This window comes from Halalkalibacter wakoensis JCM 9140 (assembly GCF_000513095.1).
GTDB lineage: Bacteria > Bacillota > Bacilli > Bacillales > Bacillaceae_D > Halalkalibacter > Halalkalibacter wakoensis.
In genome coordinates, this window is sequence record NZ_BAUT01000003.1 from 1 (window position 1) to 26,063 (window position 26,063).

Consider the following 26,063-nt stretch of genomic DNA (forward strand, 5'->3'; position numbering starts at 1 on the left):
CCTCATCTATGATCACTAGATCATACGGTTGGTCTAACACAATATCGCGATGTGGCTGCCTTTTAGCTGTATCAATCGAAGCCACTACTACATCGCACTGTTCCCACACATAGGATTTTCGTTGGGCGATGGCTGGAATATGAAACTTTGTATTTAACTCAATTGCCCATTGAGAAACGAGTGAAGCGGGAACTAGAATCAAAACTTTTTTTACAAGTCCTCTGATCATGTATTCTTTTAAAATTAATCCAGCTTCGATTGTTTTTCCTAAACCTACTTCATCAGCTAAAATAGCTTTTCCGTTCATTTGTTCGATGACCGTGTTTGCAACCTCAATTTGATGTGGAAATGGTTTCAATTGAGGTAGGTGTTTAGGAGCTTGTAGTCCATGAAATTCTGGTATAATTTGATGTTGTTCAGCTTCATAAGCCAATTTAAAAAGTTCCCAATTGGACCATGGACCGTCTTGATCTAATCTTTCTTTAAACGTATCGTTCCAGTTTTGATCAAAGTGTAAATCGATTTTCATAATACCATCCTTTCATAAAACGGCTATTTCCGAATGAAAATAAAGATAATCTATAAATTAATCTGAATTTATAAATAAAGAGTTGCGAAAATGAACATAAATTGGTACGATATTAATAGAAATCCGAATTACTCATATTGTCATTTTTTTGAGATGTTTATACATGTAGTATGTACCATTTTAAAGAATTTCATGAGTGATACTGGGAATAATGAAACGTTAGCGGATGAGAATAAGGGGAGAGCTTGCTACCATGCAACGCCGAAGGAGCAAGTGTTTGGTAATGTGTTACCTGCACGAATCTCTCAGGCAAAAAAGACTCTTATTTGACGCAGCTCTGGAGAGTGCTGAAAAAGCCACCTACGAAGACACTATATTCAAATGGAATATAGGAAACTTTCTGGTTAAAGGACAGAGTTATACACGATTTAGTGTATAACTCTGTCCTTTTTTGTGTGCTTATGGAATGAATGAGACTTGAGGAGGTATGATGAATGGCTGATTTAAAACGAACACCTTTGTTTGATCTTTATAAAGAAAGTGGAGCAAAAACGATTGATTTTGGTGGATGGGATCTTCCAGTACAATTTTCAAGCATTAAGGATGAACATGAAGCTGTAAGAACAAAAGCAGGCCTTTTTGATGTTTCACATATGGGTGAGGTAGAAGTGAAAGGTCCGAAAGCTCTACAGTATTTACAGAAAATCATGACAAATGATGTGTCGAAGCTAGTTGATGGCCAAGCTCAATATACGGCCATGTGTTATGAACATGGTGGAACCGTAGATGACTTGCTTATTTATCGAAAAGCAGAAAATGATTATTTGTTAGTCATCAATGCTTCCAATATTGAGAAGGATGTAAAGTGGTTAGAGCAACACATCATTGATGGGGTAACGGCCTTGAATGTATCAAGTAACATAGCGCAGTTAGCGATTCAAGGACCTCTTGCACAACAGATCTTGCAAAAAAGAACAGCGTATGACTTAGCAACGATTGGATTTTTCCGTTTTGCAGATGATGTAGAAGTTGATGGTGTAAAGGCGCTAATTTCACGTACGGGTTATACAGGAGAAGATGGATTCGAACTATATTGTTTAGCAAGTGAAGCTCCGAAATTATGGAACAGCTTGCTTTTGGCAGGTAAGGACGATGGACTCGTACCATGTGGCCTTGGTGCACGTGATACGTTACGATTCGAAGCGAGACTGCCCCTTTATGGCCAAGAACTGACAAAAGACATTTCTCCTTTAGAGGCTGGTATCGGCTTTGCGGTAAAAGTGAACAAAGAAGCTGACTTTATCGGAAAAGAAGCGCTGAAGAAGCAGAAGGAAGAAGGATTAAAAAGAAAACTTGTCGGGCTTGAGATGATTGATAAGGGAATACCGCGAACAGGCTACGAAGTTTTTGTTGCAGAGAAAGTAGTGGGCTTTGTTACAACGGGAACTCAATCACCAACGTTAAAGAAGAATATTGGACTTGCTGTACTCGATAAAGATCTTACCGAAATTGGAACAGAGGTAGAGGTTCAAGTTCGGAAAAGACGTTTAAAAGCAATCGTTGTAGAAACGCCATTTTATAAGAGATAAGAGGAGGAACACCCATGAACCATCGCTATTTACCTATGACAGAAGCCGATCAACAGGAAATGCTGAAGACGATTGGCGTCGATTCAATTGAAGAGCTGTTTTCCGATATTCCGAGTGACATTCGTTTTAAAGGAGAAATGAATGTAAAAGAGGCATTAAAAGAGCCAGAGCTCGTCTCTTATTTTAAGTACTTGGCAGCTAAAAATGTTTCTATAAAACAAACACCTTCTTTTTTAGGGGCAGGAGTGTATGAGCATTATATTCCATCGATTATAGATCATGTTATTTCTCGTTCAGAATTTTATACAGCTTATACACCGTACCAGCCAGAAATTTCTCAGGGAGAGCTTCAAGCCATTTTTGAATTTCAAACGATGATTTGTGAATTAACAGGAATGGATTTAGCAAACTCTTCTATGTATGATGGTCCAACTGCTCTTGCTGAGGCTGCGATGCTTAGTGCAGGTCAAACGAAAAAGAAAACCATCTTAGTGTCCAAATCCGTTCATCCAGAGGCTCGCGCCGTATTACAAACAAATGCAACGGGTCAGCGTTTAAAAGTAATTGAGGTTGATACAGCAAACGGCGTAACTGATCTTAAACAGCTTCAGGAAGTATATGGAGAAGACACAGCTTGTGTTGTTGTTCAGCATCCGAATTTCTTTGGAAACTTAGAGCCATTAGCTGAGTTAGAAAAGATTGCTCACAGTGACAAGGCCATGTTCGTTGTATCAAGTAACCCGCTTGCTTTAGGTCTATTAAAGCCACCGGGTGAATTTGGTGCTGATATTGTTGTAGGTGATGCGCAGCCATTTGGGATTGCTACTCAATTTGGTGGACCGCACTGTGGTTATTTTGCAACAACAAAGAAATTAATGCGTAAAGTTCCTGGTCGATTAGTGGGACAAACAACTGATGAACATGGTCAACGTGGTTTTGTTTTAACTCTTCAGGCACGTGAGCAGCATATTAGACGTGAGAAAGCGACTTCTAACATTTGTTCAAACCAGGCTTTAAATGCCCTTGCAGCTTCTGTAGCGATGAGTGCAATTGGCAAAAAAGGTGTAAAGGAAATGGCTTATCAAAATGTTCAAAAAACAGCATACATGAAAAAGCAATTAAAAGCACAAGGGGTGGAAATTGTTTCAGAGCAACCATCATTTAATGAGTTTGTCATAAATGTCAAAAAATCGGTTTCCGAAGTGAACGAACAGTTGCTATCAAAAGGGTTTATCGGTGGCTATGATCTTAGTCGTGATGATGAATCATTAGAAGGGCAAATGTTACTGGCTGTAACGGAAGTAAGAACGAAAAATGAGATTGATACTTTTGCCAAGGAATTGGGGGCTTTACTATGATGACAAAAGACCAACCATTGATTTTTGAGCGTAGCAAACCAGGACGAATCGGACATAGTCTTCCAATTTTAGATATGGAGGAACAAAAGATAGAAGAACTAATTCCAAGTGAATTTTTGCGTGTGGAAGAACCTGAGTTGCCAGAGGTTTCTGAGTTAGAAATTATGCGTCATTATACGGCTTTATCAAAACGTAATCATGGGGTCGATTCGGGCTTTTACCCACTTGGTTCTTGTACGATGAAGTACAATCCAAAAATTAATGAAGATGTTGCTCGTTTTGAAGGATTGGCTCATATCCATCCATATCAGCCAGTCGAACAAGTACAAGGTTCGATGGAGCTTCTGTATGAATTGCAAACGTCATTAGCTGAAATTACAGGAATGGATGAAGTGACTCTTCAACCAGCAGCTGGTGCACATGGGGAATGGACTGGATTAATGATGATTCGAGCTTATCATGAAGCAAACGGAGATTTTGACCGGACAACGGTTATTGTTCCAGATTCTGCCCACGGTACAAACCCTGCATCCGCAACAGTTGCTGGATTTGCATCTGTAACCGTGCGTACAGACGATAATGGGTTAGTTGATCTTGAACACTTACGTGAAGTGGTTGGAAAAGATACAGCTGCGCTTATGCTAACCAACCCGAATACGCTTGGTTTGTTTGAATCGTATATCGTTGAAATGGCTCAAATCATTCATGAAGCTGGTGGTAAACTTTATTATGATGGTGCGAATTCAAATGCCATTTTAGGGATCGCAAGACCTGGAGATATGGGTTTTGATGTTGTTCACTTAAACTTGCATAAAACATTCACCGGCCCGCATGGTGGTGGTGGCCCAGGATCTGGTCCTGTTGGGGTGAAGAAAGAATTAATTCCATATTTACCAAAACCAGTTATCGTTAAGCGCGAAGATGGTGTGTATGATTTTGATTATGATCGTCCGCAATCAATTGGACGTGTGAAACCGTATTATGGAAATTATGGCATTAACGTTCGTGCATACACGTATATTCGGACAATGGGACCTGATGGCTTACGGAAAGTATCGGAATATGCGGTATTAAATGCTAATTATATGATGCGTAGGTTAGAACCTTATTTTGATTTACCATATACGCAACACTGTAAGCATGAATTTGTTATATCTGGTCGTCGTCAAAAGAAACTAGGTGTACGTACGTTAGATATTGCGAAGCGTTTGCTAGATTTTGGGTATCATCCTCCTACGATCTACTTTCCGCTTAATGTTGAGGAATGCATGATGATTGAACCGACAGAGACGGAATCGAAAGAAACATTAGATGAATTTATTGATGCTATGATTCAGATTGCGAAAGAGGCAGAAGAAAATCCTGAGATTGTACAAGAGGCACCACATACGACGGTCATTTCTAGATTAGATGAAACAACGGCAGCGAGAAAACCGATTTTAAAATATGAAAAAGCCTGAGCCTAAGCTCAGGTTTTTTAAAAAAATAAAAATTTCTTAAAGAGTTGGGATAAGGTATATAAAAAGCCAAATAAAAAACGAAGCTTATCCTCATTAAGTTTAAGCTTCGTTAATCTACATATATTATTTCTTTTTAACCTTACCTGACCACTTCTTAAACCCACCTTTTAGGTGATAAATGTCGTCAGTACCGCGCTTCTTCTTAATAAGTTGAGCAGCTTGTCTACTACGAGCAGCTGACTGGCAGTATAGATAAACAGGTTGATCGCTACGGACTTCATTGATTCGTTGACGAAGCTGAGACATCGGAATGTTTCTAGCTCCAAGAATATGTCCACCTTCATATTCACGAGGTTCGCGAACATCAATTAACTGAGCTTTGCGATAGCCCTTAATAAACTCATCTTGTGTTAATGTTTTTAAATACTTTGGATTGTAAAAGCGTTTAAAGATGAGATACACCAAAAATCCTAGTAAAATAAGCCACAAAAATTCCATAAGCTGTTGTATACACTCCTTTACGTACTACATCACTTTTTCATTATAATGCTCACTTCTCAAATACGCAATAACTCAAATCACTTGGCGACACATTCGACGTTTGTTAGAATGATTTTAAGATCAAAATGGAAAGAAGAGATGGAAATGAAGGAAACGTGGCGCTTTATAGATTCAGGGAATTGTTCACCTGCTTATAATATGGCATTAGATGAAGCATTGCTTGATTGGCATAGCAAGGGACTTATTCCACCAACCATTCGGTTTTATGGTTGGAATCCTGCGACTTTATCAATTGGGTATTTTCAGAAGGTAGAAAAAGAAATCAATATGGATAAGGTCAAAGAGTATGGTTTAGGGTTTGTTCGAAGGCCAACTGGAGGACGTGGCGTTCTTCATGATCAAGAATTAACGTACAGTGTAATTGTGTCCGAAGATCACCCCGAAATGCCAAAGACCGTAACGGAAGCGTATCGCGTTATTTCTGAAGGAATATTAGAAGGGTTTAAAGACGTCGGATTAGATGCTTATTTTTCCATTCCACGTACAGATGAAGAAAAAAGTGCACTAAAGAACCCACGGTCTGCCGTGTGCTTTGATGCGCCGTCTTGGTACGAGCTTGTCGTGGAGGGGAGGAAAGTAGCGGGGAGTGCTCAAACGAGGCAAAAAGGAGTCATCTTACAGCATGGATCCATCATTTTAGATATTGATGAGGATAAATTATTTGATTTATTTACCTATTCAAGTGACCGACTGCGTCAGCGTATGCAGAAGAATTTTAAAAACAAGGCGGTTGCTATCAATGCACTTAGAAGTGAACCTTTAACAATGGAAGAGGCAAAAGTTGCCTTTAAAAAAGGATTTGAAAAAGGGTTAAACATTGAGCTTGAACCATATACACTGTCTAAAGAAGAAGAGGAAATAGTCAAAGAAATTGCTAATAACCGTTATAATAATGACGAGTGGAATTTCAGAAAATAAAAAACAGGTGGCCCTTGTAGCCGCCTGTTTTTAGGTTGTTTTCATTTTTACATAAGCTCTTTAAATTTAATTTGCAAATCTTTTGTGACAGGACCAATTGGAAACGTAGTCGTTAACTGCCCATAAACAGCTTTAATAGGAGTAATTTCAAGCGATGTGTTTGAAATAAATGCTTCATCGGCATGTTCCAGTACCTCTACAGGAAAAGGCTCTTCTACAACCTCGTACCCATATTTCTTAGCAACTTTAATAATGAGTTGTCTTGTAATGCCATTTAAAATTAAATTCGTTGCAGGATGGGTATAAAGAATTTTATCTTTTACTAAGAAGACATTTGAAGAGGAGGCCTCTGTAATGGTGCCATTTCGATGCATAATGGCTTCTTGACAATGATGATCAGCAGCTTCACGTTTAACCATGACATTTCCTAATAAATTGATTGTTTTAATATCACAGCGTAACCAACGAATGTCATCTGTTAGCCAAACATTTACACCGTTCTTTTGAGCATCTTCTACATCTTGTGGTGGTTGAACAAATGCCGTGAATGTAGACTTTAGTTCTCTTGAATATAAATGATTACGTGGCTCTACACCACGGGTGATCTGAAAATACACGAGCCCATTTTGCATAGAATTCTTTTCAACAAGCGAATAGAGCAATTCTTCCATTTTCTCTATTGAAAAAGGAAGAGGAATTTCTAGTTTCTTTGCGCTATCAACTAAACGTTGTAAATGTTCATCTTTTGCAAACAATTGACCATTGTATACTTTTATAACTTCGTATACTCCATCGCCGAAATAATAGCCTCGATCGTCTAATGGGATTGATGCTTCTTTTTTAGGAAGAAGCAATTCATTTTGAATGATGTACTCCATCTTTTTTCCTCCAACAATTAAATAGTTCCAAGTATGCTTCAAGAATAACATAATAAGGCAAGCGTGGAGAAAAAAATTTTGTCAATTAATTTGCTGAATTTCTGAAACGAAGATGGTGCAAGACGTTGAAAATAGTTTGTATCTGGCAAGAGACGAATTCGTTCAAAATGTCGAAAAAAAGCGGATAAGTGTCTAGTAAACTCGCATTTTCTTCTTTTTTGGAGGAATTACAAAGTTGACAAAATGAGCTAAAATAAAACTCAACACAATATATAGTGTATAAATGAGAAAAATGAGCACAATATATTGAATCTAGTAATGAGTTTGTGGTAAGCTTACCCAAGAATATCGGACATGGACAACAACGTAGTAACTAACTAGATATACCTAGTTGAATATAGATTTCCATGAGAATGAGGAGGAGACGCGAATGGCAATGACGATGTCAAATGTGATGCGCCTAAATACGGAAGGATTAAATGAGGATATTAAGCAATTTTCGCAAGTGCATCCAATTACAAGCGATATGCATATTACTCAAAAAGGTGTATCAAGACTCGTAATGTTAGACCGCTACACATTTAAAGATACGGAAAAGAAAACCTTAAAAGAAGGAGACTTTGTTGTCTTAACAGTAAAAGATGATCCGAAGTTCCCAGCTCGCGGGTACGGTTTTATTGTGGAACTGAATCGTGAAAAAAATCAAGCAAAAGTATTGGTTGATGAAGAGTTCCGTGGAGTGCTTGAAGGAGAGGAAGCGGATACTGGCTTAGTTTCCCGTTCATTGGACACAATTGAGAAGCCTCTTGAAATTTATTATGAGCAAATCGCAAAACGAAATGCGACGGGACTTGCGTCTGTTGAAACAACAGAAGAGAAGAAACAAGAAGCATTTGAACAATTTTATGAGCAACTTGTTTCGATGAACTTTATTCCAGCTGGACGTGTATTATATGGTGCCGGGGCGGAAACGGATGTTACGTATTTTAACTGTTACGTCATGCCATATGTTCAAGATTCACGTGAAGGAATTTCTGAACACCGCAAACAAGTAATGGAAATTATGAGCCGTGGTGGCGGTGTTGGAACGAATGGATCCACTCTTCGTCCAAGAAACACATTAGCACGTGGCGTGAACGGAAAATCATCTGGTTCCGTTTCATGGCTTGATGATATTGCAAAATTGACGCATCTTGTGGAGCAAGGTGGGTCCCGTCGTTAAGACTCGGCGACGTAATCTCGTGAATTGCTGGAACACCCTTAGAGCTTTCTACACCACAACGTGACTGGTGACAGTGAGCGTGACGGTTTGAAAAGAAGAAAGATTGGGCAATCAGCAGCCAAGCATCTTTGGAAACGGAGATGAAGGTTCAACGACTATTGAAAATTCCTAAATTACCCATTAAATTAAGTGTATACCGATTAAGGTAGGTGCTATTAATATGGGTGGTAAGGAAAGAGTAAATCATAATAATCGGAGACGTTGTTATGAGGCACGAGACAAAGAGGAAATCATAAAATCGATTATCAATCTTATATAAATCGTAAACATGAAAAGTTTCTATCTTTGATGATATAGTCTGACCTCATGTGAAAGCATGAGAGCTAGGCAGAAATGACCTAGCCCCGCTAGAGGCGGAGTAACAAACTGGGAGCCCAGATGATCATGCTTGCTGATTGGCATCCTGACATTTTGGAATTTATTATTTCAAAAATGCAAAACCCGCGTATTCTTCGTTTCTTATTAGAGAATACACAAGACGATCACATTCAAAAGCTTGTAAAGGACAAGCTTTCCTTTACGCCTTTAACTTCTGTTGAAGAATCGATGTATCAAGGGATTTTGAACTATAAGACGATACCAGGTCAAGGTGGATTCGATCCGAAGGTTATTGAAGACGCGGAAGAAAAGCTACACATTGGTGGAACTTACTCAGTGAATAATGCTGAATTTTTAACAGGGGCAAATATATCTGTTTGTTTAACAAAGGAATTTATGGAAGCCGTTGAAAATGACGAAGAATACGCACTGCGTTTTCCTGATGTTGAAAATTATAATGATGAAGAAATGGCTATTTATAATGAAACATGGCATGAAGTTGGCGATGTGCGTGAATGGCAAGAAAACGGGCATGGAGTTAGAACATATAGAATTATTAAAGCAAAAGAATTGTGGAACTTGATTAATATTTGTGCAACGTACAGTGCTGAACCAGGTATCTTCTTTATTGATAATGCAAATGACAAAACAAATGCAAAGGCCTATGGACAAAAGGTTGTTGCAACAAATCCATGTGGAGAACAGCCGCTAGCACCATATTCAGTTTGTAATCTTGCAGCGATTAACTTAGCAGAAATGGCTAACAAAGAAACAAAACAAGTCGATTTTGACAAGTTAAAGAAAACGGTTGAGGTCGGTGTACGTATGCAAGACAACGTCATTGATGCAACCCCTTATTTCTTAGAACAAAACACAAAACAAGCAAAAGGGGAGCGCCGCGTAGGGTTAGGTGTTATGGGGCTTCATGACCTTCTTATCTATTGTGAGTCTGTTTACGGTTCAGAAGAAGGAAATGATTTAGTTGACCAAGTATTTGAAACGATTGCCACTACAGCTTATCGAACGAGTATTGAACTGGCAAAAGAGAAAGGAAGTTTTCCTTTCCTTGTAGGTGCTACAGAGGATGAAACGATAAAGCTACGTAACTCCTTTATTAATACTGGATATATGAAGTCAATGCCTGAAGATATTCGTCAAGGAATTCTTGAGCATGGAATTCGTAATTCTCACTTATTAACGGTAGCTCCAACAGGAAGTACAGGTACAATGGTCGGAGTTTCAACAGGTCTAGAACCATATTTCTCCTTTTCTTATTTCCGTAGTGGACGTCTTGGAAAGTTCATTGAAGTAAAAGCTGGCATTGTCGAAGAGTATTTACAACAAAATCCAGAAGCAAGTGCAGAGCAATTACCGGAATGGTTTATTTCAACAATGGAACTGCCTCCAGAAGCTCATGCGGATGTACAATGTATTATCCAACGTTGGGTAGATAGTTCCCTTTCGAAAACGGTGAATGCGCCTCGTGGTTACACAGTTGAACAGGTTCAAGCAGTGTATGAACGCTTGTACAGAGGTGGAGCAAAAGGCGGAACTGTCTATGTTGATGGAAGTCGCGATGCACAAGTTCTTTCACTAAAAGCTGAAGAAAACAACTTTGATCATGACGTAACGTCAAAAGCAGAAGCGAATAACAAAGTTGTTTTAATTGATACGATATCTGAAATTAGATCAACGAATGTTACGATTGGATCTGAAGTTGGGAATACGTGTCCAGTTTGTCGAGAAGGAAAAGTGGAAGATCTTGGTGGATGTAACACTTGTACAAGTTGTGGCGCACAATTAAAGTGTGGCTTGTAGAATAAAATAAAAAAGGTGTTCAAAGGTCAGAGAGACCATTGAACACCTTTTTTCTATTTACTGACAGCGTGAAACCTATATATATGCACAAACTATTTTGTAGTTATAACACGATTGAGATGAAACAATTACTGAAAAAACAGAGGTGTATATAGATGAAGGAGTTCGAACCACAGCTTGTTTATATTGAGCCGGGCGCTCTTGAATATCCTTTAGGGCGTGAGTTGAAAGAAAAGTTTGAAAAAAAAGGCGTCGAAATTAGGGAGACTACTTCCCATAATCAAGTTCGTAACATACCGGGTAAGAATGAATTGCAACAATATCGCAATGCCAAATCAACACTAGTTATAGGCGTTCGTAAAACATTGAAATTTGATACATCCAAGCCATCAGCTGAATATGCTTTGCCTCTTGCTACAGGTTGCATGGGGCATTGTCATTACTGTTATTTACAAACAACATTAGGGAACAAACCGTATATCCGAACGTATGTGAATTTAGAAGATATTTTTGAGGCTACCGACAAATATATTAAAGAAAGAGAACCGGAAATTACTCGTTTTGAAGCGGCCTGTACTTCAGATGTCGTGGGATTAGATCACCTAACCCATTCCTTAAAAAAAACCATCGAGCATATTGGGCAAACAGATCTAGGAAGATTACGATTTGTGACAAAATATCATCATGTTGATCATTTATTGGATGCAAAACATAATGGCAACACAAGATTTCGATTTAGCGTAAACTCTGATCACGTTATAAAGCATTTTGAACCAGGAACCTCTTCGTTTTTAGAACGTATCGAAGCAGCCGGCAAGGTTGCAAAAGCTGATTATCCGTTAGGCTTTATCGTAGCTCCCCTGATCCTACATGAAAATTGGAAAGAAGGATATTACGACTTATTTGAACGATTAGAGGCCATTTTACCAGCCTATGCGAAAAAAGATTTAACGTTTGAATTGATTCAACATCGCTTTACAAAAACAGCGAAAAATATCATTCAAAAACGTTACCCAAAATCGAAACTAGAAATGAATGAAGAAGAAAGAAAATATAAATGGGGAAGATACGGAAGAGGAAAATATGTATATAAAGATGAACAGGCTGGGGAATTAAAAGAAACAATCCAAACGTATATTGATCGCTTTTTCCCAGAAGCAAAAATGGAATACTTCACATAAAAATAAGCAAGACATTGTCCTCTCCTTCTATTTTGTTGTACAATAAATGGTGTTGCACTTTTTTATAACAATGAGAATAGACTAAAAGATAAAGATGCACGGAAGGTCATAAAGAGTGATGACCAATAAATGGAGGGGACATCATGCCAACACCAAGTATGGAAGATTATTTAGAACGAATATATATGTTGATAGAGGAGAAAGGCTATGCAAGGGTCTCCGATATCGCAGAGGCATTAGAAGTCCATCCATCTTCAGTAACAAAAATGGTTCAAAAGCTTGATAAAAGCGAATACTTAATTTATGAACGATATCGTGGACTAGTACTGACAGCAAAAGGAAAAAAGATTGGAAAAAGACTTGTTTATCGTCATGAACTCTTGGAAGATTTTATGAGGCTTATCGGAGTGGATGATTCTCATATCTATCAAGATGTTGAGGGAATTGAGCATCATTTAAGTTGGGATGCCATTGACCGAATTGGTGATCTTGTACAATATTTTCAAGAAGATAAAGGCAGAGTTGTGGAGTTAAAAGAAGTTCAAAAACGAAATGAAGAAGAAGAGTGAAAAAGCAATGGATAGTGCCATTTGGCCTTCCATTTGCTTTTTTTTTATTATTTTTTAAATTTAAGAGTTGTCCCTGCTTCTATCCTTCATAAGGTTAAAAAGGGAGGCGATTACAATGAAAGTTGATGGTGTTTTTGCTGGTGGAGGTGTAAAAGCCTTCGCATTTATTGGGGCTCTTCAAGTAATGGAAGAGAAAGGATATGAGTTTGATCGAATTGCTGCAACGAGTGCGGGATCCATTATTGGTGCATTAATAAAAGTTGGGTATACGAGTGAAGAGATATATACTCTGCTTGATCAATTAGATTTAGAAATGTTTAAAGATGAACGTATGTCAATATTGCCCTTCACTCTTTCGAAGTGGTTGCTTTTATACTTTAAACTGGGAATCTACAAAGGAAATGCATTTGAATCATGGCTTAGGGATGTGCTAGCAGCTAAAGGAGTAAGAACGTTTGGGGACTTACCGAAAGGATCCTTAAAAATCATCGCCTCAGACTTAACGAAAGGAAAACTTCTTGTTTTGCCTGATGATTTAGAGAAATACGGAGTGATCCCAGAAAAGTTTCCTGTAGCTAGAGCCATTCGCATGAGTTGTAGCATTCCTTATTTTTTTGAACCAGTTAAAATTTATGATCGAGGAAGTGGTGGGAAACCTTCTTATATTGTTGATGGAGGTCTATTAAGTAATTTTCCGATGTGGTTATTTATGGATGGTAACCCAAAAAGGTGGAAAAAACCTGCGATTGGGTTTCAATTAAAACCTGAATTAAGCGAAATGCCACCTAAGAAAATAAAAAATGCGGTGTCCATGTACCGAGCACTTTTCGAAACGATGGCATCTGCCCACGACCTTAAATACATTGATGAGGACCATGCAAAAAATATCGTTTTTATTCCTGTACTGAATGTGAAAGCAACAGACTTTGAGTTGTCGGACGAACAAAAGGATAAACTGATTGTATTAGGAAGAGAGGAAACAAATCATTTCTTAAAAAAATGGTGCTATTAATAGAAAACGTCTCTTTAGCTGCAAAAAAAGAAACGAGTCGCTTAAAAGAGCGCCCGTTTCTTTTTCTTGTTTTTCTTTCCTTCTATTACAGTAAGGTTGTGACCTTCACGGCGAGTTTTTGGCCTAGAGGGTTTTCTCTTCTCTTTTAAAGAAGAGCTTTTTGCCTTAAAAGTCGCTGGTGTGGAAGGAGATGGTTTTTGACTTGTTTTCTTTGCTTTCTTTAGCTGTGCACGACTTGGGCCTGTTTGTGTAGGAAATATTGGAGTTCCGTACTTACGAGCCATATACCAACGATAAGCTAGAAAAATAACAGCAACAAATCCAACTATCATTAAAATTCTTGTTAAGAAACCAAGAGGATTAAAGATTAGCTCATATCCAAGTCCAATAACAGCGAAAAACAAAACGATCGGAATAATGTACGTCATGATTGAACGCATTTGTCTGCACCTCCAATTGAATTGACGATCAAAGGTTACACAATTTCGGCTGCTCGTCTGTCAAGTTTCCTAGCACCTTGCGTTTAGTATGAATACTTCTCGCAACTCTGATCAAACTAAAAAGACAATGATTGCTGGAACAAACCCGTAGCAGTAAATGGTACACACTTGTTCGTTTTGAAAATGTATGTTGACGCCGTTTTTTCAAACGGACAAATAAAAGAGAGAAAATAACATGTAAGCAATGTTGCAACGAAAAATAGGATCTTTTTATAGATTTTATAATATTAAGATCACAATAACTAGTAATTCTACAAAAAGGCCTCAAATTCCTCTATGGGAATACCTATGTCAACCATTTTAACAAAAATATGTTTCAGTATAGTATACCCATTTTTTGTCGAATTCATTCTAAGTGGACAACCAAAAATCGGATGTTTTTCAACTTACTTATCGGACATACTAACGTATGGAGGTGGACAGTTTGCAAAAACAATATGTTGAAAGAAACAAACAAGAGGAACAAATGTCTTTTGCAGCAAAAGTTGCGCTAATTGGTCTTTTCGGTGGGTTAATTTGGTCATTAATCGGTTATTTTGCGTTTTATTTTCATTTCATTAGAGTTGGTCCTGCTCTAGCGTTAATGCCTTTTGTATTAGGGGACTGGAAAGATACGTACATTGGACAGCTTGTTGGGGTAGCCGTTATTTCTGTTCTATCAATTGGAGTGGCGTTTTTATATAAGTTAGTGTTGCAGAAAATAAATAAACTTTGGGCTGGAATAGGTTTTGGTCTTGTCCTTTGGGTGTTGGTATTTTATGTGCTAAATCCAATATTTCCAGGTTTAAAATCGGTTACTAATCTTGATCTGAACTCAATTATCACGTCTATATGTCTTTATGTCTTGTACGGTGCATTTATAGGGTATTCTATATCTTATGAATATGCAGAAAGACAAGAAAATGTTTAGACTTTCTCCTAATCTGTGTCGTGTTCACCAACGAATATGCTACAATGTTTTTGGTGAAAGAACGGCACAAATTAAGAGGAAAGAGGGATAGTTGATGAACCGAATCGAAGCATTGCGTTCGAAATTGAATGAGCTAGAGGTCGACGGATTATTAATTACGAGCACATACAACAGACGATATATGACTCAATTTACAGGAACGGCTGGAGTAGCTATTGTTTCAAAGGAAAAAGCTATTTTTATAACTGATTTTCGTTACATGGAACAGGCAAGTGAACAGGCAAAGGGTTTTGAGATAGGTCAGCATACAGGTCCAATATTTGAAGAAGTAGCCAAACAAGCAAAAGCACTTGGATTAAAAAAACTTGGATTCGAACAATCACATCTTACATATGAAGCACACCAAATCTACAGTAAACAACTTGAACCCGTTACATTAGTCCCCGTTTCAGGTGTAATTGAAAGCATACGACTTATAAAAAGTGAAGAAGAAGTAAAGATCATTCAAGATGCAGCCAATATTGCCGATGCAGCGTTTGAACATATTACTTCCTTTATTCGCCCAGGTATAACGGAACTAGCAGTAGCAAATGAACTAGAATTCTTCATGAGAAGTCAAGGAGCGGCCAGCTCATCCTTTGATATAATCGTAGCGTCGGGTTACCGGTCTGCACTTCCACATGGCGTGGCAAGTGAGAAAGTAATTGAAAAAGGAGAACTCGTAACTTTAGATTTTGGTGCTTACTATAAAGGGTATTGTTCAGATATCACAAGGACAGTTGCTGTTGGACAAATTAGTGATGAATTACAAACCATTTACAATACGGTTCTTCAAGCTCAACTTTTAGGGATGGAAGGAATCAAACCTGGAATGACAGGGAAAGAAGCAGATGCCTAACGAGGGATTATATTGCTGAAAAAGGTTTTGGTGAATACTTTGGTCACTCGACAGGTCATGGCCTTGGAATGGAAGTGCATGAAGGCCCGTCTCTTTCGTTAAAATCTACGACTGTTCTTGAGCCAGGAATGGTTGTGACAGTCGAACCAGGTATTTATATTGCAGGGGTTGGTGGAACAAGAATTGAGGATGATACGCTAATCACAAAAGACGGAAATCGATCGTTTACGCACTCGACAAAAGAATTATTATTTGTAGGTGAGTAACTAGAGATAGCTAGAAAAAGGACACGAAATTTGGAAGAAACTTTTACCAAGCTGTGGTATAGTAAGAATGGTTATTGAACGTCCAAGTTATGGATGGAAAGATGGAGGAATAAATCATGATTTCTGTAAACGATTTTAAAACGGGTTTAACAATCGAAGTGGACAATGGCATTTGGCAAGTAATGGATTTTCAACATGTAAAGCCAGGAAAAGGAGCGGCCTTCGTACGTTCGAAATTACGTAACCTTCGCACGGGCTCCGTACAAGAAAAAACATTCCGTGCAGGGGAGAAAGTAGCAAAGGCTCACATCGAAAATCGCCGTATGTCTTATCTTTATGAAAGCGGAGATATGCATACATTTATGGACAATGAGTCATATGAACAAATTGAGTTGCCGTCAGCTCAAATTGAATATGAATTGAAATTTCTGAAAGAAAATATGGTCGTTCAAATTATGACTTACCAAGGTGAAACGTTAGGGGTAGAAGTACCGAATACGGTTGAACTTGAGGTTACTGAAACAGAGCCAGGTATTAAAGGGGACACTGCTTCTGGTGGTACGAAACCGGCTACACTTGAAACAGGATTAACGGTTCAAGTTCCTTTCTTCATTAATCAAGGGGATGTGCTAATTATTGATACAAGAAGTAGCGCATACGTTTCACGCGCATAACGAGACTGTTGGGGATTCCCCAACAGTTTTTTTTAGATTTTCTAAGTAATTAAAAGGACAAAATCAAGAAGCGACTGATAAAGGTGAAAACCAACCTTTTTCTGTGTGGCCAATAGAAAAGTAAATAGAGTCTTAATCACCTTCTATGAGAAATCCATTCATAGAAGGTTTTTTATTGCAAGCTTTTTCTTTTTTAGTACTCGCGATACGAAGCTCGTCTTTTTTGTTCTGAATAAGCTTGTTCCATCATAGGTTGTACAAAGTGAATATATTATTGGGGTGGAAGAATGAAGACATGGTTCTATACGATAGAGATGACATTGCTTGTAATGGTAGGATTGCGGCTGATTTCTGGTCTTATTGAATTAACAGTTGCAGGTTTGATTTTAAAATTCAACAGCATTGAAAAAGCAATGGCGTTAAATGCAATGTTAGCAATCATTGGACCAACGATCTTTGTTACGTCCATTGCTTTAGGGCTAATTGGGATGTCGGATAAATTATCTATGTCTAAGTTTTTGTTTATAGGAGCTGGAGTTGCACTCATATTAATCGGAATTAGAAAGTAGAGGAGAGTTGGGTTATGTTACGGGATATAGCATTCATTTTACCAGAATATATTCGAGGGATTATCAATCAATTAGACGTAACCATTGCTCAAAATGTTGAAGAAATACGCATCCGTGTTGGTCGACCTCTTGAGGTAATCTCAGGAGGAAGGCCGCATTACCCACAAGCGAAAGGGACAAGTTACATCGTCAGAGCAGAGGATGCTAAGTATTTGCTCAATCAACTTAGTCAGTATTCAATGTATGCATTTGAAGAAGAACTACGACGAGGGTTTATTACAATACAAGGTGGCCATAGAGTTGGGTTAGCTGGGAAAGTTGTACTTGATCGTGGACAGGTAAAAACATTACGAGATATAAGCTCTTTTAATATTCGAATCGCAAGACAAACGATTGGTGTAGCTGAACGCTTCATTTCACATTTATATGATAAAAGGTGGCTGAATACACTTTTTATCGGACCACCACAATCCGGTAAAACCACCATGCTTCGTGATGTGGCGAGGTTAATTAGTCAAGGAATGCCTAGTCGAAATATTGCTCCGTTAAAGGTTGGAATTGTGGATGAACGTTCTGAAATTGCGGCAAGTATGAATGGTGTTCCACAACTTGATTTAGGTTCAAGAGTGGATGTACTCGATGGCTGCCCGAAAGCTGAAGGGATGATGATGTTAATTCGATCGATGAGTCCTGATGTGATTATCGTCGATGAGATCGGAAGAGACGAGGATGTCGTTGCTGTTCAAGAAGCTCTTCATGCCGGGGTAAAAGTGATGACAACGGCTCATGGTTTTTCCGTAGAGGATGTCGAGCAACGTCCAGGGCTAAGAACGCTAATGGAAATTGGCATCTTTGAACGATGTGTGGAATTAACAAGAACCACTCGTGCCGGTGTCGTAAAAAGAATTCGGAATCAAAACCGTAAAGATGTGGTGAGTATACCGTGAAGCTATTTGGTGCAATTATCATCATTCTTGCCACAACTTGGGTCGGATTTGAAGGTGCCAAACGGCTAAGCGAAAGACCGAAACAGTTAAGGCAACTAAAAGTAGCAATTCAATCACTTGAAGCAGAGATTATGTATGGATTAACACCACTTGCCGAGGCGAGTGAACACATTGCCAAGCAAATACCAAATCCGCTCTCACGATTATTTGAGCAATTTTCTAACAAGCTGCTTACAAAACAAGAAACAGCTTTTGAAGCATGGGAAGAGAGTGTTAATGAAATATGGGGACAAACCTCGATGCTTGATAGTGAGAAAGAAGTCATGATGCAATTTGGGTCAACTTTGGGTCAACATGATCGAGAGCAGCAACAAAAGCAAATTAAGGCTGACTCTTTCTCATTTGGAGAGAGAAGAACAAGAGGCTAAAGAGCGTCAGCATCGATATGAACGAATGATAAAAAGCTTAGGATTTTTAACGGGGTTGTTGATTGTCATATTGATGTTGTAAAGGACAGGAGGAGGAGAGGTTGTGGTGTATGATGTTAACACCATTTTTCAAATAGCAGGAATTGGAATTGTGGTTGCGATGATTCACACCGTTTTGAAGCAAATGGGGAAGGAAGATTGGGCTCATTGGGTAACCCTTATTGGATTTGTCGTCGTACTTTACATGGTAGCAACAATTGTTGATGATCTGTTCCAAAAAATTAAAGGAGTCTTCCTGTTTCAAGGGTAGGGGGTGAGTTGCGATTGATATTATCCAAATTGTCGGGTTAGGACTTATCGCAACCTTCCTAGCCCTCGTTGTAAAAGAACAAAAACCTTTGTTTGCATTCATGTTAACGGTTTTTGTCGGAATTTTGATCTTTCTATTTTTAATAGATGAAATTGTCAAAATTATTGACATGCTCCAAGGAATTGCTGAACAGGCAAACATGAACATGATGTACTTGCAAACGATTTTAAAGATCATAGGAATTGCTTATATAGCAGAATTCGGATCACAAATTGCAAAGGATGCAGGACAAGCTGCTATTGCTTCAAAAATTGAACTTTCTGGAAAAATATTAATTTTGGTTATGGCTATACCAATTTTAACAGCTGTGATTGAAATGGTTCTTTCTCTTTTACCGAATTAACGAGAGAGAAAGATGGGAGGGACAAGCGTGAATATACGGTTCATCATCCAAGGACTCATTGTACTTACCGTCTTATTACTATTTGCACCTGTCAGCTTAGCTGAAACTGAACCGTTGGACGAGCAAGGGTTTGTTGAACAACAAATGGAACAACTGCAACTTGATGAAGTGAGAATGTACTGGGAAGAGATATCAACCGAGTACGGAGGGTTTCTTCCTGAAAGTCAAAAAGGGACTTTTATGGAATTTGTAAGAGGCGATAAACAATTCTCGATGAAAGAATGGGGAATTGGACTTCTTAAGTTTTTACTACATGAGCTGTTAGTGAATGGGAAACTATTAGGATCCCTTATTCTACTAACTGTATTTTGTATGATCTTGCAATCATTACAAAATGCATTTGAACAGCAGACGGTTAGCAAAGTAGCGTATGCCATTACGTACATGGTTTTGATGCTAATTGCATTGAACAGTTTTCATGTAGCGATTACGTATGCACAGGAAGCCATTAGTAGCATGGTTCATTTTATGATCGCTATGTTGCCATTGTTGTTAGCTATGATGGCAGCGATTGGAAACATAACTTCGGCTGCTTTGTTTCACCCACTTATCATTTTTTTAGTAAATACGAGTGGATTATTGATTCAGCACGTGGTATTGCCGCTCTTATTTTTATCTACAGTTTTAAGTATTGTCAGTACATTAACCGATCACTACAAAGTAACAAAGCTGGCTAACTTTCTTAGAAATTTAGCCATTGGAGCATTAGGCGTTTTTTTAACGATTTTTTTAGGGGTTATTTCTGTACAAGGAGCAGCAACAGCTGTAGCTGATGGGATTACGGTTAGAACAGCAAAGTTTATCGCAGGAAACTTAGTCCCAGTCATCGGAAGAATGTTTACCGACGCAGCAGATACGGTTTTAAGTGCATCGCTTTTATTGAAAAATACAATTGGGATTGCAGGACTCGGTATTTTGTTAATGTTATGCGCATTTCCAGCTTTAAAGGTTCTCTCACTAGCCATCATTTTCAATCTATCAGCAGCGATCCTTCAGCCTTTAGGAGGCGGACCAATAATTGAATGTTTATCAATTATCGGAAAAGCTGTCATCTTTGTTTTCGCGGCAATGGCCGTCGTCTGCCTCATGTTCTTCCTAGCCATCACCATCATGGTAGCCGCAGGAAACATGTCGGTGATGATTAGATAGATTTAAGGAAAAAAGGCGATTTTCCCTTTTTTCCTTAAATCGTCGCAATGAGCGGAGCCGCCGTAATGTTTTAAGCTTTTTGAGTGAACTTCTCAAAAAGCGCACGGTGAGTGGAGCCATTGCAAACCCACTAGGAAAAAAGGCGATTTTCCCTTTTTTCCTTAAATCGTCGCAATGAGCGGAGCCGCCGCTGCAAGCAGGCTTTTATCGTTAAAATTAGAGAGGAGGAGCTACTTTGGGATTTTTGACGGAATGGCTGACGAATATCATTCTATTAATTTTATTAGCGACCATTTTAGAACTAATGCTACCCAATTCGAATATGCAACGTTACGTCAAAATGGTCGTAGGCTTACTTTTACTTGTTGTTATGCTTCAACCTTTATTATCGATCTTCACCGAAGATGTTGATGAATGGCTGTTTTCATTAGCGGGTGAAACGGAACAAACAGAAAGATTAGTAAATGATTCAATAAATTTGCAAAAAAGAGATATAGAGTCGGGTGTACGTGCATATACCTTAGAACAGGTGGCTGTCCAATTGGAGAGACAAGTAGCAGGAGAGTTAAAGGATCAGCATTCTCTAGTCATTAAAGAGGTAGAAATTGATTTGGAAGGTGATATTAATCAAGCAATTGATGAAGAACAAATCACTGCCATCCATGTATTTGTACAAACAATAAGTGACAACGAGGAAGTTGAGGAAGAAAATGAGTCTAGCGAAATATCTCCTGTGCAAGTTGTTCGAATTGATACGACATCACGAGGACAACAGAGACAGGAGATGGAGGAAACAGCTTTTGACTTACAACCTGTTCAAACATTGCTATCTCAAAATTGGCAGATCCCAAAAGATAAGATTTTACTAGCTTGGGAAGGGGGGAAACAAGCACAATGAATCGCGACGAACAGAAGGATCAACAATGGCTACAAAACCTATTTAAAAAGCCAGAAGGTGGAAAAAAGAAACGATTACCTCTTCATTATATCTTGCTTTTAGGTTGTATAGGTGTAGCGCTCATGATCACGGGCAACCTTCTGACCAATCCAGCAGGAGACGAAGAACAATCCTTACCCGTCTTTAGTGAAGAGGAAGAGGCTGACGCTGAACCAGCTTTTGGGAGAGAGACATCATCAGCTGAACCTAGCACGATGCAAGACTACGAAAGACTCTATGAAAACCAGTTAAAAGAAGCACTTGAACAAATTGTTGGAATCTCTGATGTTTCCGTAATGATTAATTTAGCTAATACGGAACGCAATGTGTATGAACGAAACACGAATGAAAAGCAACAAAAAACCGATGAGACTGATCGAGAAGGCGGCACGAGAAATGTAGAAGATATTACTCGTGATGAGCAGCTTGTTATTAGGAGAAACGGTGATAAAGAAGAACCAATCCTTATTGAACAAGAGAAGCCAACTGTTAGAGGGGTATTGATTGTGGCAAAAGGGGTTGAAAATGCCCAAGTGAAAAGTTGGGTTGTAGAATCAGTAAGTCGTGTACTAGATGTACCAAGTCATAGAGTGTCAGTAATGCCTAAGAAAACAAAGGAGGACTTATAATGGTCTTAAAAAAGCAAACAGTATGGTTATTAACGATGTTGAGTTTAATTATTGTGTTATCTGTTTATTATGTACAATCGCCTGGCCCTGTACCGGGAGAAGAGGTAGCGTTTGATGAAATACAAGAAGAAACGGAAATGAATTTAGAAGAATTGGCTGAAGGCGATGCGAATGAAGTTGTTGTGAACATTGCTGAAGAGCTAGAAGAAGCAGAGGCTGAAGAAGGACTAGAAGAAACTGAATCAGGAGTAATTTCTAGCATCTCTACGAATGAAGCATTTGCAACGATTCGCATGGAATTACAAGCATCACGTGACCGCATGGCAGAAGAGTACACACAAATCGTTGCTTCATCTGACGTGTCTGCTGAATTAAAATCAGAAGCACATGATAAGAGCATTGAATTACAACGTTTAGCTCAAAAAGAGAGTCAATTAGAAACATTAATCATGGCGAAAGGTTTTGAAGACGCACTTGTTATGGCTGAAGACGATCAAGTACGCGTTATTGTTCAAACAGAGGAGCTATCTCGTGAGCAAGCAAACGAAATCTTAAGTATGACATATGATCACCTTGGATCAAATAACACTGTTACTGTTGCTCATCAAGCAACAAAATAAGAGGATATGAAAGCCACCAAATTGGTGGCTTTCTATCTATTTCATGTTAAACATTCCATTTATTCAGCATAATTTTTCATAGAGCAATGGCTTCGATATATTCGTCTATGATATAATACGCAAAGTAAGAAAAAAGGAGCGATTGCAATGGAATGGAATGATTTAACAGAAGGCGCAAAAGCCGTTTTGGAACAAACACGAAATATTAAAAATGATCATATTCAAATTGTTGAATTTGAAATTGGATTCGAACAGGTTCCTGAAGAAGGAGAAGAAGATACATACGCAATATCGATTCAAGAGGAAGATTATCAAAACCTTAAACGTTATACACAAGAAAATGAATATGGAGATAAATTCCATATGGCACGCAATAAAAATATTGTAAAAATTATCTTATTGGAAAATGGTAAAATTCCTGAGAACTTATCAGAATTTCCTGTTTTTCGTCAATATAAAAAAGAGTCGCTAGTAAAACCGGAAGTAACGGAAGAAGCAGGGGAATAAATCTCATAGATCAGGTTGATGAGTTGAATCAATCTGATTACCCCCTTTTCATTTAGTAGAATCCTAACTTAAAGGGTTTTTTAACGTCTTGTCGAAACTGTTATTATGTTATTGTTTTTTAGATATCTCTTATATGTTTTTGAGATAAAAGGGTTACGAGAGGGAGTGCATGACATGTTAAAAGTTCAAGAATTGAAAGAATTAATCAAAGCATTAGACCAGTCAAATTTGGATGAGCTGAAATTTGAGCAAGAAGGAACAAAACTTGTACTAAAAAAGCAACAAGCACCTGTAAACGCAGTTGAGAAGATTGTTGAAGTAACAAAAGAGGCTCCGCAAGTAACAGCTGCACCAAGTGTTACAGAAGTAGTGACTGAAGCGCCACAAAAAGAAGCCCAGCAAGAGCAGAAGACGGTTGCAGCTAACATACATACAATTACATCACCAATGGTTGGAACGTTTTATGCTGCTCCATCTCCTGATTCAGCTCCATACGTTACATTAGGTGATCAGGTTAATGCAGAATCTGTTGTTTGTATTGTTGAGGCAATGAAGCTTATGAATGAAATTGAAGCAGAAGTAAAAGGCAAGATTGTAGAGGTTCTTGCTGAAAACGGAGAACTTGTTGAATACGGACAACCATTATTTGTTGTTGAGCTTGTTTAACATAGGAGAGATATTATGATAAAAAAGGTCTTAATTGCAAATCGTGGGGAAATTGCAGTACGGATTATCCGTGCTTGTAGAGAAATGGATATTGAAACGGTAGCTGTTTACTCTGAAGCTGATAAAGACTCATTACATGTTAGGTTAGCTGATGAAGCGATTTGTATTGGTCCAACAGCTTCGAACAAAAGCTATTTAAATATCACAAATATTATGAGCGCAGCTACATTAACAGAAGTAGATGCGATCCATCCAGGATACGGATTTTTAGCTGAAAATGCTGATTTTGCTGAAATTTGTGCTGCTTGTAATATTACGTTTATTGGGCCAAGCCCGTCAGCTATTAATCAAATGGGAACTAAAGATGTGGCGAGAAAGACAATGGCACAAGCTGGTGTTCCAATCGTGCCAGGCTCAAGTGGGATCGTCGAAAATACAGATGCTGGTTTAAAAGTAGCTGAGGAAATTGGGTATCCTGTTATTATTAAAGCTACAGCTGGTGGTGGAGGAAAAGGGATCCGCGTTGCACGAACACCTGATGAGTTGAAAAAAGGCATGAACATTACGCAGCAGGAAGCGGCTACAGCTTTTGGTAATCCTGGTGTATATATAGAAAAGTATATTGAAGACTTTAGACATGTTGAAATACAAGTTTTAGCAGATAATCATGGAAATGTGATTCACCTGGGTGAGAGAGACTGTAGCATTCAGCGTCGTTTACAAAAACTTTTAGAAGAAACACCTTCACCGGCAATAACAGAAGAAACTCGCACGGCGATGGGGGAAGCGGCGGTCAATGCAGCAAAAGCTGTCTCCTATTCAGGTGCGGGTACAGTTGAATTTATTTATGATCACCATCAAGATCGATTTTATTTTATGGAAATGAATACCCGTATTCAAGTTGAGCATCCTGTTACAGAAATGGTTACTGGAGTTGATCTTATAAAAGAGCAACTACGGGTAGCTAGCGGCGAAACTCTATCACTTTCACAAGATGATGTTACATTTCAAGGATGGTCAATTGAATGTAGAATTAACGCTGAAAATCCAGCTAAGAATTTTATGCCATCCCCAGGTAAAATAACAAATTATTTAGCACCCGGTGGATTAGGGGTTCGTGTTGATTCAGCCGTATACCCTGGCTATACGATCTCCCCTTTTTATGACTCAATGGTTGCGAAAGTCATTACACACGGAGCTACTCGTGAAGAAGCCATTGCGAAAATGAAAAGAGCATTGGAAGAGTTTGAAGTAGAAGGGGTAGATACAACCATCCCGTTCCACCTTCGTCTATTGAACCACGAAACCTTTATTTCTGGTGATTTTAATACGAAGTTCCTAGAGCATTACGATGTGATGTCAGTTAAGTTATAGTGGAGTAAATGGAAGACCCGTTGTTTGATAAGAAGGCTGTTTTCGTAAAAATGTTGCTGGGAATTAGCCTGAAAAAACTTCAAGTAATAGGAGGGAAACAAAAATGAATGAAAATCATATTCTCGAACTTGAGGAACAAAAGTCAGAGTTAGGAAAAGTAGAGATTTCTCCAGAAGTGATAGAAGTGATAGCTGGTATTGCTGCATCAGAGGTTGATGGAGTTGCGACGATGCGAGGCAACTTTGCTACAGGAGTAGCCGAAAAATTAGGTAGAAAAAATCACGGTAAAGGTGTTAAAGTGGAGTTAGATGAAGACGGAATTACCGTTGATGTATCAGTAGTCATTTCATATGGCGTTGCTGTTCCAGAAGTTGCAAGTTTAATTCAATCAAATATTAAACAAGCTTTGCAAACGATGACTGCCATTGAGCTGCAAGCAATAAATGTTCACGTTGTTGGTGTTCAATTTGAATCAGCAGATCCTATTGAGCAAGAAGAAGTTTAAATAAGAAAAAGGTGACCCAAATGTCTAACGACTCAGGTGGTCACCTTTTTTCTTTTTGAATTGGTTTCTTTTTGGCTATAATAATAAAATCTGAAGAAAAGATAAGGCTGTTTTCGTAAAGAGTGCTGTTGTACAGATAGGTTTTTCTCATAGTGAAATGGAGCGGAACCCACTCGACTCCTGCGGGAGACCCCACAGGCTCGGCACCTCCTTGCGGGTGCGAGTGGCTGAAGCGTAA

Annotated in this window: 25 protein-coding genes, 4 pseudogenes and 1 riboswitch; of the genes and pseudogenes, 25 read left to right on the forward strand and 4 right to left on the reverse strand. The window is 38.5% G+C overall.

Features of this window, described 5'->3' with window-relative positions:
- The coding region (locus tag JCM9140_RS02255) for an SNF2-related protein (RefSeq protein WP_034741797.1) at positions 1-529 on the reverse strand (529 nt) is incomplete at its 3' end.
- A gap of 226 nt (positions 530-755) precedes the next feature.
- A riboswitch (glycine riboswitch) is annotated at positions 756-861 on the forward strand.
- Between the two features lie 162 nt (positions 862-1,023).
- On the opposite strand from JCM9140_RS02255, the gene gcvT reads away from it, so the two are divergent.
- Genes gcvT through gcvPB form a run of 3 tightly spaced genes read left to right on the forward strand, consistent with a single transcriptional unit; the run spans position 1,024 to position 4,936 of the window.
- Entirely contained in the window at positions 1,024-2,118 is a 1,095-nt protein-coding gene (gene gcvT, locus JCM9140_RS02265; RefSeq protein WP_034741800.1) for a glycine cleavage system aminomethyltransferase GcvT, read from the forward strand.
- 14 nt (positions 2,119-2,132) lie between these two features.
- Positions 2,133-3,476 (forward strand): aminomethyl-transferring glycine dehydrogenase subunit GcvPA, encoded by a 1,344-nt coding sequence (gene gcvPA, locus JCM9140_RS02270; protein ID WP_034741803.1) that lies wholly within the window; start codon positions 2,133-2,135, stop codon positions 3,474-3,476.
- Complete coding sequence (gene gcvPB, locus JCM9140_RS02275) at positions 3,476-4,936, forward strand: aminomethyl-transferring glycine dehydrogenase subunit GcvPB (protein ID WP_034742074.1); 1,461 nt, start codon at positions 3,476-3,478, stop codon at positions 4,934-4,936. The genes gcvPA and gcvPB overlap by 1 nt, the downstream gene beginning before the upstream one ends.
- 123 nt (positions 4,937-5,059) lie before the next feature.
- On the opposite strand, the gene JCM9140_RS02280 is transcribed toward gcvPB, so the two are convergent.
- Positions 5,060-5,434, reverse strand: a complete 375-nt coding sequence (locus tag JCM9140_RS02280; RefSeq protein ID WP_034741806.1) for a rhodanese-like domain-containing protein — start codon at positions 5,432-5,434, stop codon at positions 5,060-5,062.
- Between the two features lie 147 nt (positions 5,435-5,581).
- Between JCM9140_RS02280 and JCM9140_RS02285 the strand changes: the two genes are divergently transcribed.
- Positions 5,582-6,415 (forward strand): lipoate--protein ligase family protein, encoded by an 834-nt coding sequence (locus JCM9140_RS02285; protein WP_439644257.1) that lies wholly within the window; start codon positions 5,582-5,584, stop codon positions 6,413-6,415.
- Between the two features lie 47 nt (positions 6,416-6,462).
- Here the strand turns inward: JCM9140_RS02285 and dat are convergent, their stop codons facing one another.
- Positions 6,463-7,293 (reverse strand): D-amino-acid transaminase, encoded by an 831-nt coding sequence (gene dat, locus JCM9140_RS02290; RefSeq protein ID WP_034741809.1) that lies wholly within the window; start codon positions 7,291-7,293, stop codon positions 6,463-6,465.
- Between the two features lie 430 nt (positions 7,294-7,723).
- Here dat and JCM9140_RS02295 point away from each other — a divergent pair.
- From JCM9140_RS02295 to JCM9140_RS02315, 5 genes and pseudogenes are all read left to right on the forward strand, one after another.
- Positions 7,724-8,512: pseudogene (locus tag JCM9140_RS02295) on the forward strand (ribonucleotide reductase barrel domain-containing protein); the annotation flags it as partial.
- Between the two features lie 432 nt (positions 8,513-8,944).
- Positions 8,945-10,711 (forward strand): annotated as a pseudogene (locus tag JCM9140_RS02300) (vitamin B12-dependent ribonucleotide reductase); the annotation flags it as partial.
- Positions 10,712-10,866: 155 nt separating this feature from the next.
- The gene (gene splB, locus JCM9140_RS02305) at positions 10,867-11,892 is read left to right on the forward strand and encodes a spore photoproduct lyase (protein ID WP_034741813.1); all 1,026 of its coding nucleotides are present in this window, start codon (positions 10,867-10,869) and stop codon (positions 11,890-11,892) included.
- A 143-nt stretch (positions 11,893-12,035) separates the two neighbouring features.
- Positions 12,036-12,461: a transcriptional regulator MntR gene (gene mntR / locus JCM9140_RS02310; RefSeq protein ID WP_034741816.1), complete on the forward strand. Its 426-nt coding sequence runs from the start codon at positions 12,036-12,038 to the stop codon at positions 12,459-12,461.
- A 115-nt stretch (positions 12,462-12,576) separates the two neighbouring features.
- Positions 12,577-13,473: a patatin-like phospholipase family protein gene (locus JCM9140_RS02315; protein WP_034741819.1), complete on the forward strand. Its 897-nt coding sequence runs from the start codon at positions 12,577-12,579 to the stop codon at positions 13,471-13,473.
- Between the two features lie 41 nt (positions 13,474-13,514).
- Here the strand turns inward: JCM9140_RS02315 and JCM9140_RS02320 are convergent, their stop codons facing one another.
- Positions 13,515-13,913, reverse strand: a complete 399-nt coding sequence (locus JCM9140_RS02320) for an SA1362 family protein (RefSeq protein WP_034741822.1) — start codon at positions 13,911-13,913, stop codon at positions 13,515-13,517.
- 469 nt (positions 13,914-14,382) lie between these two features.
- Between JCM9140_RS02320 and JCM9140_RS02325 the strand changes: the two genes are divergently transcribed.
- From JCM9140_RS02325 to JCM9140_RS02400, 16 genes and pseudogenes are all read left to right on the forward strand, one after another.
- Positions 14,383-14,883 carry a YqhR family membrane protein gene (locus JCM9140_RS02325; RefSeq protein WP_034741837.1) on the forward strand — a complete coding sequence of 167 codons (501 nt, stop codon included), beginning with the start codon at positions 14,383-14,385 and terminating at the stop codon, positions 14,881-14,883.
- Positions 14,884-14,977: 94 nt separating this feature from the next.
- Positions 14,978-16,047 (forward strand): annotated as a pseudogene (locus tag JCM9140_RS02330) (M24 family metallopeptidase).
- Positions 16,048-16,163: 116 nt separating this feature from the next.
- A complete protein-coding gene (gene efp, locus JCM9140_RS02335; RefSeq protein ID WP_034741840.1) occupies positions 16,164-16,721 on the forward strand; it encodes an elongation factor P in 558 nt (185 codons plus the stop codon).
- A 287-nt stretch (positions 16,722-17,008) separates the two neighbouring features.
- A complete protein-coding gene (locus JCM9140_RS02340) occupies positions 17,009-17,290 on the forward strand; it encodes a YqhV family protein (protein WP_034741843.1) in 282 nt (93 codons plus the stop codon).
- A 14-nt stretch (positions 17,291-17,304) separates the two neighbouring features.
- Entirely contained in the window at positions 17,305-18,237 is a 933-nt protein-coding gene (spoIIIAA, locus tag JCM9140_RS02345; RefSeq protein WP_034741846.1) for a stage III sporulation protein AA, read from the forward strand.
- Positions 18,234-18,747: pseudogene (gene spoIIIAB / locus JCM9140_RS02350) on the forward strand (stage III sporulation protein SpoIIIAB). The gene spoIIIAA and the pseudogene spoIIIAB overlap by 4 nt, the downstream one beginning before the upstream one ends.
- A 21-nt stretch (positions 18,748-18,768) precedes the next feature.
- Positions 18,769-18,975, forward strand: a complete 207-nt coding sequence (spoIIIAC, locus tag JCM9140_RS02355; protein WP_034630453.1) for a stage III sporulation protein AC — start codon at positions 18,769-18,771, stop codon at positions 18,973-18,975.
- 13 nt (positions 18,976-18,988) lie between these two features.
- Positions 18,989-19,378 (forward strand): stage III sporulation protein AD, encoded by a 390-nt coding sequence (gene spoIIIAD / locus JCM9140_RS02360; protein ID WP_081727534.1) that lies wholly within the window; start codon positions 18,989-18,991, stop codon positions 19,376-19,378.
- Between the two features lie 12 nt (positions 19,379-19,390).
- Positions 19,391-20,587 carry a stage III sporulation protein AE gene (gene spoIIIAE, locus JCM9140_RS02365; RefSeq protein ID WP_034741851.1) on the forward strand — a complete coding sequence of 399 codons (1,197 nt, stop codon included), beginning with the start codon at positions 19,391-19,393 and terminating at the stop codon, positions 20,585-20,587.
- A 235-nt stretch (positions 20,588-20,822) separates the two neighbouring features.
- The gene (gene spoIIIAF, locus JCM9140_RS02370; RefSeq protein ID WP_034741853.1) at positions 20,823-21,485 is read left to right on the forward strand and encodes a stage III sporulation protein AF; all 663 of its coding nucleotides are present in this window, start codon (positions 20,823-20,825) and stop codon (positions 21,483-21,485) included.
- Positions 21,482-22,153 (forward strand): stage III sporulation protein AG, encoded by a 672-nt coding sequence (gene spoIIIAG / locus JCM9140_RS02375; protein ID WP_034741856.1) that lies wholly within the window; start codon positions 21,482-21,484, stop codon positions 22,151-22,153. The genes spoIIIAF and spoIIIAG overlap by 4 nt, the downstream gene beginning before the upstream one ends.
- The gene (locus JCM9140_RS02380; protein ID WP_034741859.1) at positions 22,153-22,773 is read left to right on the forward strand and encodes a SpoIIIAH-like family protein; all 621 of its coding nucleotides are present in this window, start codon (positions 22,153-22,155) and stop codon (positions 22,771-22,773) included. The genes spoIIIAG and JCM9140_RS02380 overlap by 1 nt, the downstream gene beginning before the upstream one ends.
- A gap of 147 nt (positions 22,774-22,920) precedes the next feature.
- On the forward strand, positions 22,921-23,280 hold the full coding sequence (locus JCM9140_RS02385) for a hypothetical protein (protein ID WP_034741863.1): 360 nt from the start codon (positions 22,921-22,923) through the stop codon (positions 23,278-23,280).
- A gap of 174 nt (positions 23,281-23,454) precedes the next feature.
- Positions 23,455-23,946, forward strand: coding sequence for an acetyl-CoA carboxylase biotin carboxyl carrier protein (gene accB, locus JCM9140_RS02390; RefSeq protein WP_034741866.1), 492 nt, complete (start codon positions 23,455-23,457; stop codon positions 23,944-23,946).
- 15 nt (positions 23,947-23,961) lie between these two features.
- Positions 23,962-25,320 (forward strand): acetyl-CoA carboxylase biotin carboxylase subunit, encoded by a 1,359-nt coding sequence (gene accC, locus JCM9140_RS02395; RefSeq protein ID WP_034741868.1) that lies wholly within the window; start codon positions 23,962-23,964, stop codon positions 25,318-25,320.
- Positions 25,321-25,423: 103 nt separating this feature from the next.
- Positions 25,424-25,825: an Asp23/Gls24 family envelope stress response protein gene (locus tag JCM9140_RS02400; RefSeq protein WP_034741870.1), complete on the forward strand. Its 402-nt coding sequence runs from the start codon at positions 25,424-25,426 to the stop codon at positions 25,823-25,825.
- The last annotated feature ends 238 nt before the right edge of the window (positions 25,826-26,063 follow it).

What these genes read in the sequence shown, in the direction of transcription:
- gcvT (WP_034741800.1), top strand. Translation starts at nt 1,024, where the DNA reads ATGGCTGATTTAAAACGAACACCTTTGTTTGATCTTTATAAAGAAAGT.
- gcvPA (WP_034741803.1), top strand. Translation starts at nt 2,133, where the DNA reads ATGAACCATCGCTATTTACCTATGACAGAAGCCGATCAACAGGAAATG.
- gcvPB (WP_034742074.1), top strand. Translation starts at nt 3,476, where the DNA reads ATGACAAAAGACCAACCATTGATTTTTGAGCGTAGCAAACCAGGACGA.
- JCM9140_RS02280 (WP_034741806.1), bottom strand. Translation starts at nt 5,434, where the DNA reads ATGGAATTTTTGTGGCTTATTTTACTAGGATTTTTGGTGTATCTCATC.
- JCM9140_RS02285 (WP_439644257.1), top strand. Translation starts at nt 5,582, where the DNA reads ATGAAGGAAACGTGGCGCTTTATAGATTCAGGGAATTGTTCACCTGCT.
- dat (WP_034741809.1), bottom strand. Translation starts at nt 7,293, where the DNA reads ATGGAGTACATCATTCAAAATGAATTGCTTCTTCCTAAAAAAGAAGCA.
- splB (WP_034741813.1), top strand. Translation starts at nt 10,867, where the DNA reads ATGAAGGAGTTCGAACCACAGCTTGTTTATATTGAGCCGGGCGCTCTT.
- mntR (WP_034741816.1), top strand. Translation starts at nt 12,036, where the DNA reads ATGCCAACACCAAGTATGGAAGATTATTTAGAACGAATATATATGTTG.
- JCM9140_RS02315 (WP_034741819.1), top strand. Translation starts at nt 12,577, where the DNA reads ATGAAAGTTGATGGTGTTTTTGCTGGTGGAGGTGTAAAAGCCTTCGCA.
- JCM9140_RS02320 (WP_034741822.1), bottom strand. Translation starts at nt 13,913, where the DNA reads ATGCGTTCAATCATGACGTACATTATTCCGATCGTTTTGTTTTTCGCT.
- JCM9140_RS02325 (WP_034741837.1), top strand. Translation starts at nt 14,383, where the DNA reads ATGGAGGTGGACAGTTTGCAAAAACAATATGTTGAAAGAAACAAACAA.
- efp (WP_034741840.1), top strand. Translation starts at nt 16,164, where the DNA reads ATGATTTCTGTAAACGATTTTAAAACGGGTTTAACAATCGAAGTGGAC.
- JCM9140_RS02340 (WP_034741843.1), top strand. Translation starts at nt 17,009, where the DNA reads ATGAAGACATGGTTCTATACGATAGAGATGACATTGCTTGTAATGGTA.
- spoIIIAA (WP_034741846.1), top strand. Translation starts at nt 17,305, where the DNA reads ATGTTACGGGATATAGCATTCATTTTACCAGAATATATTCGAGGGATT.
- spoIIIAE (WP_034741851.1), top strand. Translation starts at nt 19,391, where the DNA reads ATGGGAGGGACAAGCGTGAATATACGGTTCATCATCCAAGGACTCATT.
- spoIIIAG (WP_034741856.1), top strand. Translation starts at nt 21,482, where the DNA reads ATGAATCGCGACGAACAGAAGGATCAACAATGGCTACAAAACCTATTT.
- JCM9140_RS02380 (WP_034741859.1), top strand. Translation starts at nt 22,153, where the DNA reads ATGGTCTTAAAAAAGCAAACAGTATGGTTATTAACGATGTTGAGTTTA.
- JCM9140_RS02385 (WP_034741863.1), top strand. Translation starts at nt 22,921, where the DNA reads ATGGAATGGAATGATTTAACAGAAGGCGCAAAAGCCGTTTTGGAACAA.
- accB (WP_034741866.1), top strand. Translation starts at nt 23,455, where the DNA reads ATGTTAAAAGTTCAAGAATTGAAAGAATTAATCAAAGCATTAGACCAG.
- accC (WP_034741868.1), top strand. Translation starts at nt 23,962, where the DNA reads ATGATAAAAAAGGTCTTAATTGCAAATCGTGGGGAAATTGCAGTACGG.
- JCM9140_RS02400 (WP_034741870.1), top strand. Translation starts at nt 25,424, where the DNA reads ATGAATGAAAATCATATTCTCGAACTTGAGGAACAAAAGTCAGAGTTA.